The following is a 14,642-nucleotide window of genomic DNA, read 5'->3' on the forward strand; positions in this document are numbered from 1 at the left end:
TTAATCGCTCGAGCTCGACGCAAGCGCAAGCCGGTTGCCGAGATGAACGTGGTGCCCTACATCGACGTGATGTTGGTACTGCTGGTCATCTTCATGGTGACCGCTCCGATGCTCAATCAGGGCGTGAAGGTTGATCTGCCCAAGGTTTCCAGCGAAGCCTTGCCGCAAGACAACAACACTCAGGTCCTGACCATTTCGATCAAGGCTGACAAGACCTATTACTGGAACCTTGGCAGCGAAGTCGATACTGAAAAACAGCAGGACAAGGCAATGACCTTGCCGCAGATGACCAGCGCCGTGACCAAAATCATCAGCGCCGGCACCGGTAACGGCAAGCGGACCCAGGTGTTCATTCGCGGTGACAAGACCGTCGATTACGGCTCCGTGATGGGTGCCATGGGCGGATTGCAGAAAGCCGGGGTCGGTAATGTTGGCTTGATTACCGAGGCGCCCTGATGCAGCGAATGCGAGAGCCGTCCGCCTCGGAAAGCTACTTCTGGCCTAGTGTCTGGGCGCTTGCCCTGCATATTCTGGTGTTTGGCATGCTGTTCGTCAGTTTTGCCTTCACTCCGGAGTTGCCGCCGGCCAAACCGATTGTCCAGGCGACCTTGTACCAGCTGAAATCGAAAAGTCAGGCGACTACCCAGACCAATCAGAAGATTGCCGGTGAGGCGAAGAAATCCGCCGCGCGTCAGACCGAAGTCGAACAGCTGGAACAGAAGAAGGTCGAGCAGGAAGCGGTAAAGGCTGCGGAACAAAAGAAAGAAGAGTCGGCTCAAAAGGCCGAGGAAGCGAAAAAGGCTGACGAAGCCAAGAAGGCCGACGAGGCGAAGAAGGCTGATGAAGCCAAGAAAGCCGACGACGCCAAGAAGACTGCGGAAGCGAAAAAGGCTGAAGAGAAACAATTGGCTGATATAGCCAAGAAGAAATCTGAAGAAGAAGCCAAAAAAGCCGCTGAAGAAGAGGCCAAGAAAAAGGCCGCTGAAGAAGCCAAGAAAAAGATTGTCGAAGACGCGAAGAAGAAAGCCGCGGACGACGCCAAGAAAAAAGCTGAAGCCGACGAGGCGAAGAAGAAAGTCGCCGAGGATGCGAAGAAGAAAGCTACTGCCGATGCTGCCAAGAAAAAGGCGACTGAAGCGGCGCGTAAATCGACCGAAGATAAAAAGGCCCAGGCCTTGGCCGATCTGCTTTCCGACACGCCGCAGCGCCAGCAAGCCTTGGCGGATGAGCAGGGCGATGAAGTCGCCGGCAGTTTCGATGATCTGATTCGTGCTCGTGCAGCGGAAGGCTGGGCTCGTCCACCTTCGGCACGCAAAGGCATGACAGTCGTGCTGCAGATCGGCATGTTGCCGGACGGTACGTTGACTTCGGTCAATGTGGCCAGGTCCAGTGGCGATGGTCCGTTCGACGCTTCGGCTGTAGCGGCGGTCAAGAATATTGGACGTTTGACAGAAATGCAGGGAATGAAGCCGAGTGATTTCGCTCCCTATCGTTCATTCAAGATGACATTCACACCTGAGGATCTAGCCTTGTGAGAAACCTTCTTCGAGGAATGCTTGTCGTTATTTGCTGCCTGGCAGGAATAGCGGCGGCGGATGAAAAAAACATTCTGGTCACCAGCGGCAGTGACCGGGCAACCCCGATCGCAGTAGTGCCGTTCGGATTCCAGGGCGGCAGCGTGCTGCCGGACGACATGGCGGAAATCATCGGTAACGACCTGCGCAACTCGGGTTACTACTCGCCGATTCCAAAGCAGAACATGATCAGCCTGCCGACCCAGGCCAGCGAAGTCATTTATCGCGACTGGAAGGCCCTGGGCGCCCAGTACATCATGGTCGGCAGCATTGTTCCCGCGGGCGGTCGCCTGCAGGTGCAGTACGCATTGTTCAACGTCGCCACCGAGCAGCAAGTGCTGACCGGCAGCGTATCGGGCAGTGTCGATCAGCTGCGCGACATGTCTCACTACATTGCTGACCAGTCGTTCGAGAAGCTCACCGGTATCAAAGGTGCTTTCTCGACGCGCATGCTGTACGTGACCGCCGAGCGTTTTTCGGTAAACAACACGCGTTACACCCTGCAGCGTTCTGATTATGACGGTGCGCGGGCAGTGACCTTGTTGCAGTCGCGCGAGCCGATCCTGTCGCCGCGTTTCGCCCCCGATGGCAAGCGTATCGCCTATGTGTCGTTCGAGCAGAAGCGCCCGCGCATCTTCGTTCAGCACATCGATACCGGTCGCCGCGAGCAGATCACCAACTTCGAAGGCCTGAATGGCGCGCCAGCCTGGTCGCCGGATGGCACGCGACTGGCTTTTGTCCTGTCCAAAGATGGCAATCCGGATATCTATGTCATGAATCTGGGTTCGAAGCAGATCAGCCGCGTGACCAAAGGTCCTGGCATCAACACCGAGCCGTTCTGGGGTAAGGATGGTTCGACCATCTACTTCACCTCCGACCGTGGCGGCAAGCCACAGATCTACAAATCCAGCGCAGGTGGCGGTGGTGCGGAACGTGTGACCTTCGTCGGTAACTACAACGCCAACCCTAAACTGTCGGCAGACGAAAAGACCCTGGTGATGATCCATCGTCAGGACGGTTTCACTAATTTCAAGGTTGCGGCCCAGGATTTGCAGCGCGGAAGCGTAAAAATCCTCACTGATAGCACTCTGGACGAGTCGCCTACTGTCGCGCCCAACGGCACCATGGTAATCTACGCCACCCGCCAGCAGGGCCGGGGAGTCTTGATGCTCGTGTCCATTAATGGACGCGTAAGGCTCCCGCTTCCTACCGCTCAAGGCGAAGTCAGAGAACCTTCCTGGTCCCCTTACCTGAACTGACGCGGCGCTACACGTTGTACTTAACACATTGGGGTTCATTAGGAGTTTCACGATGGAAATGCTGAAGTTTGGTAAGTTTGCTGCGCTGGCCCTGGCCATGGCTGTAGCTGTAGGTTGCTCGTCCAAAGGCGGCGACAATGCCGGTGAAGGCGCTGTCGATCCAAACGCTGGTTACGGCGCTAACACTGGCGCTGTTGATGGCTCCCTGAGCGAAGAAGCTGCTCTGCGCGCAATCACCACCTTCTACTTCGAATACGATAGCTCGGACCTGAAGCCAGAAGCCATGCGCGCTCTGGACGTTCACGCCAAAGACCTGAAAGCAAACGGCGCTCGCGTTGTTCTGGAAGGCAACACCGACGAACGTGGTACTCGTGAGTACAACATGGCACTGGGCGAGCGTCGTGCGAAAGCCGTTCAGCGTTACCTGGTACTGCAAGGTGTTTCCCCAGCTCAAGCTGAACTGGTTTCCTACGGCGAAGAGCGTCCAGTTGCTACCGGCAACGACGAGCAGTCCTGGGCTCAAAACCGTCGCGTCGAACTGCGTAAGTAATTCGTCATGCGAACGTGCCGTCGTGCTGTAACTGTTTTGGCTCTCAGCCTCCTGCCGCTTGCGGCGGGGGCTGCGGTTCCTGTGGTCGAGGACAACTCCGGCAATAGCGGGAGCAATTATCCGCCTGCGGGTTACGGTACGAGCGGCGCCTATGCCGGGGGAGGGGTTTCGGCCCCTGTCTCGGCACAGGGCGAGCTGTTCAACCAATTGCAACAAATGCAGGAACAAATCGAACGCCAGCAAGGTGTGATCGAGGTTCTGCAAAATGATGTGGCGCGCATCAAGCAAGAAAGCCTGGAGCGATACCAGGAACTTGATCGGCGCATCGGAACTGGCGGTGCTCCTGCCGCGGCTCCTCAAAATTCTCCCGCCGGTGGTGATCTCAATGCCCCCGGTGCAGCTGCGGCGCCTGCTACCCAGGCCCCGGCAGCGGGTACTGAGCAGGCGGATCCGGCGAAGGAAAAGCTGTATTACGACGCAGCCTTCGACCTGATCAAGGCCAAGGATTTCGACAAGGCCAGCCAGGCCTTCGCCGCATTCCTGCGCAAATACCCGAACAGCCAATACGCGGGCAACGCTCAGTACTGGTTGGGTGAGGTGAATCTGGCCAAGGGCGACCTGCAAGGTGCGGGCCAGGCTTTTGCCCGTGTCAGCCAGCTGTATCCCAAGCATGCCAAGGTGCCGGACTCGCTGTACAAGCTCGCTGATGTGGAGCGCCGCCTGGGCCATACTGACAAGGTCAAGGGCATTCTGCAGCAGGTAGTCGCCCAGTATCCGGGGACTTCCGCCGCCCAACTGGCCCAGCGCGACTTGCAACGCATGTAAGGCGGGTGACCGGTTTTGAAGAAACCCGCGCTTGACGCGGGTTTTTTCGTTAGAATTCATACCCTTTTTATGAAATACGCTTTTCGGGATTCGCGCGGTCGCGGGGTTCCTTGAAGTGCCTGACGGAGGCGGACAGCCTGTTTAGCTGTTACGCCCGTGGCGACTATGCAAGACACATTGAGAATCACCGAAGTTTTTTACTCGTTGCAGGGTGAAACGCGGACTGCCGGGCTGCCCACTGTCTTTGTGCGCCTTACCGGTTGCCCGTTGCGTTGCCAATACTGCGACAGCGCCTACGCGTTCAGCGGTGGCAGCATCCGCTCTCTCGACGATATCCTCGAGCAGGTTGCCGGGTTTCGCCCGCGTTACGTCTGTGTAACCGGCGGTGAGCCATTGGCTCAACCCAACGCCATTCCTTTGCTCAAGCAGCTGTGCGACGCCGGTTACGAGGTGTCGCTGGAGACCAGCGGTGCCTTGGACATCAGCGCGGTAGACCCGCGGGTCAGCCGGGTTGTCGACTTGAAAACGCCCGGGTCGCAGGAAGTCCAGCGCAATCGCTATGAGAACATCGAGCTGTTGACCTCGAATGATCAGGTCAAATTCGTCATTTGCTCCCGTGAAGACTATGACTGGGCAGTGTCCAAGCTGATCCAGTACGGCCTGGACCGGCGTGCGGGCGAAGTCCTGTTTTCGCCGAGTCACCATGACTTGAATGCGCGCGACCTGGCTGACTGGGTTGTTGCGGACAACCTGCCGGTGCGCCTGCAATTGCAGCTGCATAAATATCTTTGGAATGACGAGCCGGGGCGCTGAAATGACTGAACAACTGAACCAACAGCCTGCTAACCAGAAGCGCGCGGTGATCCTGCTGTCCGGCGGCCTCGACTCTGCAACCGTAGTGGCCATGGCCCGTGCCGAGGGTTACAGCTGCTACACCATGAGTTTCGATTACGGTCAGCGTCACCGCGCCGAGCTGGATGCCGCAGCGCGAGTCGCGCGGGATTTGGGTGTTGTCGAGCACAAGGTGATTGGTCTGAATCTGAACGGTATGGGCGGCTCGGCCCTGACCGACAGCTCTATCGATGTGCCTGAGGCTCCCAGTGAAGGCATTCCGGTGACCTACGTGCCGGCGCGCAATACCGTGTTCCTCTCCTTGGCGCTGGGCTGGGCGGAAGTGCTCGGTGCCCGGGACATCTTCATCGGCGTGAACGCAGTGGATTACTCTGGTTATCCGGACTGCCGTCCCGAGTTCGTCGAGGCTTTCGAGCGCATGGCCAACCTGGCGACCAAGGCCGGGGTAGAGGGGCAGGGCTTCCGTATCCTGGCGCCACTGCAGAACCTCAGCAAAGCCGAGATCGTCAAGGCAGGCGTGCGCCTGGGCGTCGACTATGGGCTGACCGTTTCCTGCTATCAGGCCGATGAAAAAGGCCGCGCCTGCGGCAAATGCGATAGCTGCCGCCTGCGTGCAGAGGGTTTCTCGGCAGCCGGAATTAGCGACCCAACAGCCTATTTCTGATTTATTTCAAATAAGGTGTTGAATTATCCTTAGAAATCAGTATTATACGCGTCACCACACAGCGGGTCGTTAGCTCAGTTGGTAGAGCAGTTGGCTTTTAACCAATTGGTCGTAGGTTCGAATCCCACACGACCCACCATTTTAGATGTAGATGTTTGAAAATCTGGAAGGCCCATGAAAATGTGGATTTCCAGATTTTTTTTTGCCCTGGATTTTAGCTCCGTCCAGTCCGGGCGCTTCACTGCATTACGCAGGCCAGAATCATCTTTTGAATCCACTGGATATTCTGTAGCCTTGCGCAGCTTCAATGTTGTCCGTGCCTGATGAACTCACTCTCCCGGCGGGGCCCTGATAGGGTCCGGAGCCGGTGGTATACTCGACTTTCGCGCAACCGCGCCTGCAGGTCTTGCGAACATGACACAAATTTCCGAACGCCTTCTGGTTCAAGCTCACCTCGACGCCAAGCAGCCCAAACTGCTGAGTGCTGAAGAGGAGGCCTATTACCGTGTCGCCATCGCCGCCGAGCTCAAGGCTCAGGACGCGGTGCTGGTTGCCCACTTCTATTGCGATCCGATCATTCAGGCGCTAGCCGAAGAAACCGGCGGTTGTGTGTCTGACTCGCTGGAGATGGCCCGCTTCGGCAACGCCCATCCGGCCAAGACGGTGGTGGTCGCCGGTGTGAAGTTCATGGGCGAAACCGCAAAAATACTCAATCCGGAAAAGCGTGTGCTGATGCCGACCCTGGAAGCGACCTGCTCGCTGGACCTGGGTTGCCCGGTGGACGAGTTCTCGGCGTTCTGCGATCAGCACCCCGAGCGCACGGTGGTGGTTTATGCCAACACTTCTGCCGCGGTCAAAGCCCGCGCTGACTGGGTAGTGACCTCCAGCTGTGCGCTGGAGATCGTCGAAAGTCTGATGGATAACGGCGAGACCATCATTTGGGCTCCGGACAAGCATCTGGGTACTTATATCCAGCGTAAAACCGGTGCTGACATGTTGCTCTGGGACGGTGCCTGCATCGTTCATGAAGAGTTCAAGTCCAAGCAGCTCGAAGACATGAAGGCGTTGTATCCGGACGCGGCGATTCTGGTTCACCCCGAGTCGCCGACTGCGGTCATCGACCTGGCGGATGCGGTGGGTTCTACCAGTCAGCTGATTGCTGCTGCGCAAAGCCTTCCGAACAAGACGTTTATCGTGGCCACCGATCGCGGTATTTTCTACAAGATGCAGCAGCTGTGCCCGGACAAGGTCTTCATTGAGGCACCAACGGCCGGTAACGGCGCGACGTGCCGCAGTTGCGCGCATTGCCCGTGGATGGCGATGAATACCCTTGAGCGTACGCTGAAGAGCTTGCGCGAGGGTACCAATGAGATCTTTGTCGATCCGGCGTTGATTCCCCAGGCTATTCGGCCGCTCAAGCGTATGCTCGACTTTACCCAGGCGGCACGCATGAAGCTGGCGGGGAATGCCTGATCCGCTGGCAGGTCGCTATGCAGGTGACCTGCCTCTCGAGGATGTACACCGCCCTCCTGTAGGAGCTGCCGCAGGCTGCGATCTTTTCTGCGGGCAGCACCATTGCAAAGATCAAAAGATCGCAGCCTGCGGCAGCTCCTACGGGGGGATTGCAGATTTCTACCCCGTTTGCAGGTGCACGCGGTCGGCGTAGGAGCTGGCGCAGCCTGCGATCTTTTCTGCGGGCAGCGCCATTGCACGATCAAAAGATCGCAGCCTGCGGCAGCTCCTACGGGGGGATTGCAGATTTCTACCCCGTTTGCAGGTGCATGCGGTCGGCGTAGGAGCTGGCGCAGCCTGCGATCTTTTCTGCGGGCAGCGCCATCGCATGATCAAAAGATCGCAGCCTGCGGCAGCTCCTACGGGGGGATTGCAGACTCCTGCGCCATTGCAGGTGCACGCGGTCGGCGTAGGAGCTGGCGCAGCCTGCGATCTTTTCTGCGGGCAGCGCCATCGCATGATCAAAAGATCGCAGCCTGCGGCAGCTCCTACGGGGGGATTGCAGATTTCTACCCCATTTGCAGGTGCACGCGGTCGGCGTAGGAGCTGGCGCAGCCTGCGATCTTTTCTGCGGGCAGCGCCATTGCAAAGATCAAAAGATCGCAGCCTGCGGCAGCTCCTACGGGTTTTGCGTATGCTGCGGTTTACTTGGTCTTCTTCGGAATCCGCACCAGTTGGGTGTTTGAGTAGATGTCGTGCCAGCTGCGTTTCTGTTTGTCGAACAACGACCAGATGAATCCCAGGCCCGCACACAGCAGCGAGGCGATGGCCACGACGAAGCGCAGCAGTGCCTGCCACAGGCTGATCGCCGTACCGTCGGGGTTCTGTACGCGGATGCACCAGACTTGCATGCCAAGGGTCTGGCCCGAATAAGTCCAGAACTTGGCGAAGAACCCGAACAGAACGAACAGCAGGATCGTTGAAAGCAATGGATCGCCATCCAGTGCGCCGGCATCGGTCAGGGCGCGCATTTTTTCTTCGCCGATGATCGCCATTTGCACCATCTTGTAGATGCCCCCCGTGACGATCAGAAGGGCAGTGCACAGCAGGAAGTCGTAGAACATCGCTGCCAGGCGACGGCCCAGGCCGGCGGCGGGGAAGTCGCCCTGGGGGCTTAGCAGGTGTTTCGACATGATGGGACTCTCGGCAGAAAAGAAGCCATTTTACGGAATTGCGCGCACAAAAAAGCCCCTGATGTCAGCATCAGAGGCTTTTTGTTGCAGCCAGGATCAGGCTTCTGCTTGTACTTCGTCAGCCTGCATGCCTTTTTGGCCTTGCACGGCAACGAACGTCACCTTTTGGCCTTCTTTCAGGCTCTTGAAGCCGTTGCCCTGAATAGCGCGGAAATGGACGAACAGATCCGGACCGCTTTCTGGAGTGATAAAACCAAAACCTTTTTCGTCGTTAAACCACTTGACGGTACCGCTCTGACGTTGGGACATTTCTTATTTCCTTTGACGCAAAAAATTAATGACAGCCTCCTTCTAGTGAAAGAGTACTGGGGCTGGTTGCAGGAAGTAAGAGACGTAGAACGGGTTGTAGCGAACTTTTGGCTACTGCCCAGGTCACGGTTCTCAAGCGACCCATGCAAACACAGTGAAGAAACTCTACGCCAACTAAGGGAGGAAAAACAAGCCCTTCGCAGCCCCCGGTTTTGCTGGTGTAGTGCTGTTTGCGATACGGGCCTGTCGGCTTATTCGATAGAGCTGTTCAATTGTTTTCGATCGTTATAAGCCAAGTTCATTATCGAAGCTTATAGTCAAAACCTGCACTGTTTCATGGCGGTTGCGTTACAGAGTAGTGCACTGTGACGCAATCGCGTTACTTATAGAAACAGTCAATCAGCCGCGATAGTAGCGCTGCGGAACAAATGGCATTTTGCTTACACTCATAGGCACCTTTTTCCCGCGAACAATCGCCCATACGGGTGTGTCGAGCGCCAAGTATTGGCTATCGAGGTAACCCATGGCCAATGGGCCGCCCAAGGTTGGCCCGAAGCCGCCGCTGCAAACAGTGCCGATCACGGAGCCGTCTTCATTGACGATTTCCGCGCCTTCACGTACCGGTGTGCGTTCCTGAGGCAGCAGGCCGACCCGTTTGCGGCTCACTCCAGCTTGTTGCTGGGCGAATACGGTTTCTGCACCCGGGAAACCTCCTGCACGTGAACCCTCGGCGCGACGAGGTTTGGAGATGGCCCAGAGCAGGCCGGCCTCGATCGGTGTGGTCTCGGTGTTCATGTCGTGGCCGTAAAGGCATAGACCGGCTTCCAGGCGCAGGGAATCGCGTGCCCCCAGACCGATCGCCGCCACCTCTGGTTCGGCCAGCAAGGAGCGGGCCAGCGCTTCGGCGCTGGCGGCCGGTACGGAGATTTCGAAGCCGTCTTCACCGGTGTAGCCCGAACGGCTGACGTAGCAGTCCACGCCCAGCAATTTCACACTGGCGAACTGCATGAAGGTCATCTTCGTTACTTCAGGCGCCAAGCGTGCCAGTACTGTTACCGCTGCCGGGCCCTGCAGGGCGAGCAGGGCGCGTTCTTCAAACAGTGGCTGAATCTCGCACTGATCGCCGATGTGCTTGCGCAGGTGCGCCAGGTCCTGGTCCTTGCAGGCAGCGTTGACCACCAGGAACAGTTCGTCGTTGCCCAGGTTGGCGACCATCAGGTCATCGAGAATGCCGCCGGTTTCATTGGTGAACATTGCATAGCGCTGCATGCCCACTGGCAAATCGATGATGTCTACCGGCACCAGAGTCTCCAGGGCCTTGGCGGCATTGGCGCCGGTCAGGCGGATCTGGCCCATGTGCGAGACATCGAACAACCCGGCCTGATCACGGGTGTGCTGGTGTTCCTTCATCACGCCCAGGGGGTATTGAACCGGCATGTCATAGCCGGCGAAGGGCACCATGCGGGCGCCGAGTTCGATGTGCAGTGCGTGCAACGGGGTTTTCAACAGTTGTTCGGTGGACATGTTCAGCTCCTGAAAAAATGCACTGATGCAGCCAGGCTCGCATCAGCACTCAATAATGTTGACCGCCAAACCGCCGCGGGCGGTTTCCTTGTATTTACTTTTCATATCGGCGCCGGTCTGGCGCATGGTCCGGATGACCTTGTCGAGGGAGACGTAGTGTTGACCGTCGCCGCGCAGGGCCATGCGCACCGCATTGATGGCCTTCACCGAACCCATGGCGTTGCGTTCGATGCACGGTACCTGGACCAGGCCGCCAATCGGATCGCAAGTCAGCCCGAGGTTGTGTTCCATGCCGATTTCGGCGGCGTTCTCGACCTGTTGCACGCTGCCGCCAAGCACTTCGCAGAGCGCCCCCGCGGCCATTGAGCAGGCGACGCCGACCTCGCCCTGACAACCGACTTCAGCACCGGAGATCGAGGCGTTTTCCTTGTACAGAATGCCGATCGCTGCCGCGGTGAGCAGAAAGCGCACCACGCCGTCTTCATTGGCCCCGGGAATGAAGCGCATGTAGTAATGCAAAACCGCAGGAATAATCCCCGCCGCGCCATTGGTCGGCGCGGTGACCACGCGCCCGCCGTTGGCGTTTTCTTCGTTGACTGCCAGGGCGTACAGGTTGACCCAGTCGAGTACCGAGAGCGGATCGCGCAGGGCGGCTTCGGGGTGCTTGCACAATTGCCGATGCAGCGCCGCGGCCCGCCGTTTGACCTTCAGGCCACCGGGCAGAATCCCTTCGTTGCGGCAACCGGCGGCGACGCAGTCCTGCATCACTTGCCAGATTTTCAGCAGGCCGGCGCGGGTCTCGGCTTCCGGACGCCAGGCACTCTCATTGGTCAGCATCACCTGACTGATGGACAGGCCGTAGGTGCTGCAATGGCCGAGTAAGTCCTTGGCGCTCTTGAACGGGAAGGTCAGCGGTGTGGCGTCTTCGACAATGCGATCAGCACCCGCAGCATCTTCATCGACTACGAAGCCGCCGCCGACCGAGTAGTACTCGCGGCTGCGCACCTGCAAACCGGCGGCATCGAAGGCACGAAAGATCATGCCATTGGGGTGATAGGCCAGCGGCTTGCGGATCATCGCCAGGTGGAGTTTTTCATTGAATTCGATGGAGTGTTCACCGAGCAGGTTCAAGCGTCCGCTGCCGCGAATCTCTTGCAGGCGGGCGGCGATGGTCTCGGTGTCCACGGTGTCCGGATGTTCACCTTCCAGCCCTAAAAGCACGGCCTTGTCGCTGCCGTGGCCCTTGCCGGTGGCGCCGAGTGAGCCGTACAGCTCGACTTTGACGCAGGTGGTTGCAGGCAGTAGCCCTTCACGGCGCAGGCCTTCGACGAAGCGCGCAGCGGCGCGCATCGGGCCGACGGTGTGGGAGCTGGAGGGGCCGATGCCAATCTTGAACAGGTCGAACACGCTCAGGGACATGTTGGGTTCTCCGGTTTCTTATTATGGTCGACTCAAACCCCTGTGTAGGAGCTGCCGCAGGCTGCGATCTTTTGATCTTCTTGAGACTCAAATGAACTCGAGAAAAAGATCGCAGCCTATCGGTAGCTCCTACACAGGGTTAAGCGTAGTTCTTACGCGTCCTGATAGCTTTCGATCGACGGGCAGGCGCAGATCAGGTTGCGATCGCCGAACACGTTGTCGACCCGGCCGACCGGTGGCCAGTACTTGCCTTCGATCAAGGAGGCTACTGGGTACACGGCTTGCTCGCGGCTGTACGGATGAGTCCACTCGCCAACGATTTCCGTTGCTGTGTGCGGAGCGTTTTTCAGCGGGTTGTCATCCTTGTCCAGCGCGCCGCTTTCCACTGCGCGAATTTCTTCGCGGATGCGGATCATCGCCTCACAGAAGCGGTCCAGTTCTTCCTTGGATTCGCTTTCGGTCGGTTCGATCATCAGCGTGCCGGCCACCGGGAAGGACATGGTCGGGGCGTGGAAACCGAAATCGATCAGGCGCTTGGCCACGTCATCGACACTGATGCCGCTGCTGTCCTTGAGCGGACGCAGGTCGAGGATGCATTCGTGGGCCACCAGGCCGTTGCTGCCGGTGTACAGCACCGGGTAGTGCTCTTCGAGGCGACGGGAAATGTAATTGGCATTGAGGATCGCCAACTGCGATGCACGCTTGAGACCCGCGCCACCCATCATCCGAATGTACATCCAGGTGATCGGCAGAATGCTCGCGCTGCCGAACGGTGCTGCGCAGACTGCGCCTTCCTTGCGTTCCATGGCGGCATGACCCGGCAGGAACGGGGTCAGGTGCGATTTCACGCCAATCGGGCCGACGCCCGGGCCGCCACCGCCGTGAGGGATGCAGAAGGTCTTGTGCAGGTTCAGGTGGGACACGTCGCCGCCGAACTTGCCCGGCGCGCAGAGGCCGACCATGGCATTCATGTTGGCGCCATCAATGTACACCTGGCCGCCGTTGTCATGAATGATCCCGCAGATTTCGCGGATGCCTTCTTCGAACACGCCGTGGGTCGACGGGTAGGTGATCATCAGCGCGGCGAGGTGTTCGCGGTGCTCGATGGCTTTGGCGCGCAGGTCTTCGATGTCGACGTTGCCGCGTGCGTCGCAAGCGGTGACCACCACGCGCATACCGGCCATGTTGGCGGTCGCCGGGTTGGTGCCGTGGGCTGACGAAGGGATCAGGCAGATATCGCGACGGTCATCGCCACGGCTCTGGTGGTAAGCGCGGATCGCCAGCAGGCCAGCGTATTCGCCCTGGGAACCGGCATTCGGCTGCAGGGAAATCGCATCGTAACCGGTCGCGGCGCAGAGCATCGCTTCCAGTTCGTCAGTCAGTTGCTGGTAGCCGGCGCTCTGCTCGGCCGGGGCGAACGGGTGCAGGGCACCGAACTCGGCCCAGGTCACCGGGATCATCTCGCTGGCGGCATTGAGTTTCATGGTGCACGAACCTAGCGGGATCATGGTGCGATCCAGTGCCAGGTCCTTGTCGGCGAGCTTGCGCAGGTAGCGCATCAGCTCGGTTTCCGAGTGATAACGGTTGAATACCGGGTGGCCGAGGATCGGCGATTGGCGCACCAGGGTCGCCGGGATACGGCTCTCGACAGCAGCGGCCAGTGCAGCGAAGTCCGGCAGCGCTTTGCCGTCGGCGAGCACGCTCCACAAGGTTTCGATGTCGGCCTGGCTGGTGGTTTCGTCGAGGGACACGCCGAGACGCTCGCCATCGATCACCCGCAGGTTGATGCGCTGGGCGCGGGCCTTGTCATGCAGGGTGGCGGTCTGGCTGCCGGTGTTCAGGGTCAGGGTGTCGAAGAAGTTCTCTTGCTCCACCGCCAGACCCAGATCGCTCAAGCCTTTGGCGAGGATCGCGGTCAGATGATGGATGCGATTGGCGATCTGCTTCAGGCCTTTGGGGCCGTGGTAAACGGCGTACATGCTGGCGATGTTGGCCAGCAGAACCTGGGCGGTGCAGATGTTGCTGGTGGCCTTCTCACGGCGGATATGTTGCTCGCGGGTCTGCATGGCCAGGCGCAATGCCGGCTTGCCGTGACGGTCCACCGAGACGCCGACCAGACGGCCGGGCATGTCGCGCTTGAACGCATCGCGGGTGGAGAAGTAGGCCGCGTGCGGACCACCGAAGCCCAGCGGCACGCCGAAGCGTTGGGCGCTGCCAATGGCCACGTCGGCGCCGAACTCGCCCGGTGGGGTCAGCACGGTCAGGGCCAGCAGGTCAGCGGCAACCGCGACCAGTGCGTTGGAGGCGTGGAAGCGTCCGGTCAGTTCGCGGTAGTCGAACAGGTCACCGTTACTGGCCGGGTATTGCAGCAAAGCACCGAAGAACGCACTGACGTCGGTCAGTTCGCGTTCGTCGCCGACCACCACGTCGATGCCCAAAGGCTCGGCACGGGTGCGCAGGACGTCGAGGGTTTGCGGGTGGCAATGGCTGGAGGCGAAGAAGGCGTGGCTGCCTTTGTTCTTGCTCAGGCGTTTGCAGAAGGTCATGGCTTCGGCAGCGGCGGTGGCTTCGTCGAGCAGGGATGCGTTGGCGATCGGCAGACCGGTCAGGTCGCTGATCAGGGTCTGGAAGTTCAGCAACGCTTCCAGGCGACCTTGGGAAATCTCTGGCTGATACGGGGTGTAGGCGGTGTACCAGGCCGGGTTTTCCAGCAGGTTGCGCAGGATCGGCGATGGCGTGTGGCAGTTGTAGTAACCCTGGCCGATGTAGGTCTTGAACAGTTGGTTCTTGGCGGCGATGGCTTTGATCGAGGCCAGGGCATCGGCTTCGCTCAGGCCATCGTCCATGTCGAGGACGCTGGTGCCTTTGATGCTGTCCGGAATGACGCTGGCGCTCAGGGCTTCCAGGGAGTCGAAACCGAGGGTGGCGAGCATTGCTTGCTCATCACCCTGGCGCGGGCCGATGTGGCGCGCAATGAATTCGTTGGCGGTGCTCAGATTGATGGTGCTGGACATGACAGGT

General features: G+C 59.1%; 13 protein-coding genes and 1 tRNA gene. 9 read left to right on the forward strand and 5 right to left on the reverse strand.

The genetic code is table 11. The features are described from left to right. Window positions 1-3 precede the first annotated feature (3 nt). The 9 genes from tolR (at window position 4) to nadA (ending at window position 7,197) form a co-directional block, all read left to right on the forward strand. Complete coding sequence (tolR, locus tag AC3IUA_RS06880) at window positions 4-456, forward strand: protein TolR (protein WP_191624336.1); 453 nt, start codon at window positions 4-6, stop codon at window positions 454-456. Beyond that, the gene (gene tolA / locus AC3IUA_RS06885) at window positions 456-1,535 is read left to right on the forward strand and encodes a cell envelope integrity protein TolA (protein WP_489359718.1); all 1,080 of its coding nucleotides are present in this window, start codon (window positions 456-458) and stop codon (window positions 1,533-1,535) included. Before tolR ends, tolA begins: the two co-directional genes overlap by 1 nt. Further along, window positions 1,532-2,833, forward strand: a complete 1,302-nt coding sequence (gene tolB, locus AC3IUA_RS06890) for a Tol-Pal system beta propeller repeat protein TolB (protein WP_489359719.1) — start codon at window positions 1,532-1,534, stop codon at window positions 2,831-2,833. Before tolA ends, tolB begins: the two co-directional genes overlap by 4 nt. 52 nt (window positions 2,834-2,885) lie before the next feature. Further along, window positions 2,886-3,383 (forward strand): peptidoglycan-associated lipoprotein Pal, encoded by a 498-nt coding sequence (gene pal / locus AC3IUA_RS06895; RefSeq protein WP_095632173.1) that lies wholly within the window; start codon window positions 2,886-2,888, stop codon window positions 3,381-3,383. A gap of 6 nt (window positions 3,384-3,389) precedes the next feature. After that, window positions 3,390-4,208, forward strand: coding sequence for a tol-pal system protein YbgF (gene ybgF, locus AC3IUA_RS06900; protein WP_489359720.1), 819 nt, complete (start codon window positions 3,390-3,392; stop codon window positions 4,206-4,208). Window positions 4,209-4,373: 165 nt separating this feature from the next. After that, the gene (gene queE, locus AC3IUA_RS06905; protein WP_489359721.1) at window positions 4,374-5,021 is read left to right on the forward strand and encodes a 7-carboxy-7-deazaguanine synthase QueE; all 648 of its coding nucleotides are present in this window, start codon (window positions 4,374-4,376) and stop codon (window positions 5,019-5,021) included. 1 nt (window position 5,022) lies between these two features. After that, window positions 5,023-5,724 (forward strand): 7-cyano-7-deazaguanine synthase QueC, encoded by a 702-nt coding sequence (gene queC, locus AC3IUA_RS06910; RefSeq protein WP_489359722.1) that lies wholly within the window; start codon window positions 5,023-5,025, stop codon window positions 5,722-5,724. A gap of 63 nt (window positions 5,725-5,787) precedes the next feature. Beyond that, window positions 5,788-5,863, forward strand: a tRNA-Lys gene (locus AC3IUA_RS06915). 275 nt (window positions 5,864-6,138) lie between these two features. Next, a complete protein-coding gene (gene nadA, locus AC3IUA_RS06920) occupies window positions 6,139-7,197 on the forward strand; it encodes a quinolinate synthase NadA (RefSeq protein ID WP_489359723.1) in 1,059 nt (352 codons plus the stop codon). A 683-nt stretch (window positions 7,198-7,880) separates the two neighbouring features. On the opposite strand, the gene AC3IUA_RS06925 is transcribed toward nadA, so the two are convergent. From AC3IUA_RS06925 to gcvP, 5 genes are all read right to left on the reverse strand, one after another. Next, complete coding sequence (locus AC3IUA_RS06925; RefSeq protein ID WP_489359724.1) at window positions 7,881-8,369, reverse strand: RDD family protein; 489 nt, start codon at window positions 8,367-8,369, stop codon at window positions 7,881-7,883. A gap of 96 nt (window positions 8,370-8,465) precedes the next feature. Then, window positions 8,466-8,678 (reverse strand): cold-shock protein, encoded by a 213-nt coding sequence (locus tag AC3IUA_RS06930; protein WP_003175786.1) that lies wholly within the window; start codon window positions 8,676-8,678, stop codon window positions 8,466-8,468. Between the two features lie 399 nt (window positions 8,679-9,077). After that, entirely contained in the window at window positions 9,078-10,202 is a 1,125-nt protein-coding gene (gene gcvT / locus AC3IUA_RS06935) for a glycine cleavage system aminomethyltransferase GcvT (protein WP_489359725.1), read from the reverse strand. A 42-nt stretch (window positions 10,203-10,244) separates the two neighbouring features. Beyond that, window positions 10,245-11,621 carry an L-serine ammonia-lyase gene (locus AC3IUA_RS06940; RefSeq protein ID WP_489359726.1) on the reverse strand — a complete coding sequence of 459 codons (1,377 nt, stop codon included), beginning with the start codon at window positions 11,619-11,621 and terminating at the stop codon, window positions 10,245-10,247. Window positions 11,622-11,773: 152 nt separating this feature from the next. Then, window positions 11,774-14,635 carry an aminomethyl-transferring glycine dehydrogenase gene (gene gcvP, locus AC3IUA_RS06945; protein WP_489359727.1) on the reverse strand — a complete coding sequence of 954 codons (2,862 nt, stop codon included), beginning with the start codon at window positions 14,633-14,635 and terminating at the stop codon, window positions 11,774-11,776. Window positions 14,636-14,642 lie beyond the last annotated feature (7 nt).

It is taken from the genome of Pseudomonas sp. KH_050 (assembly GCF_057838875.1).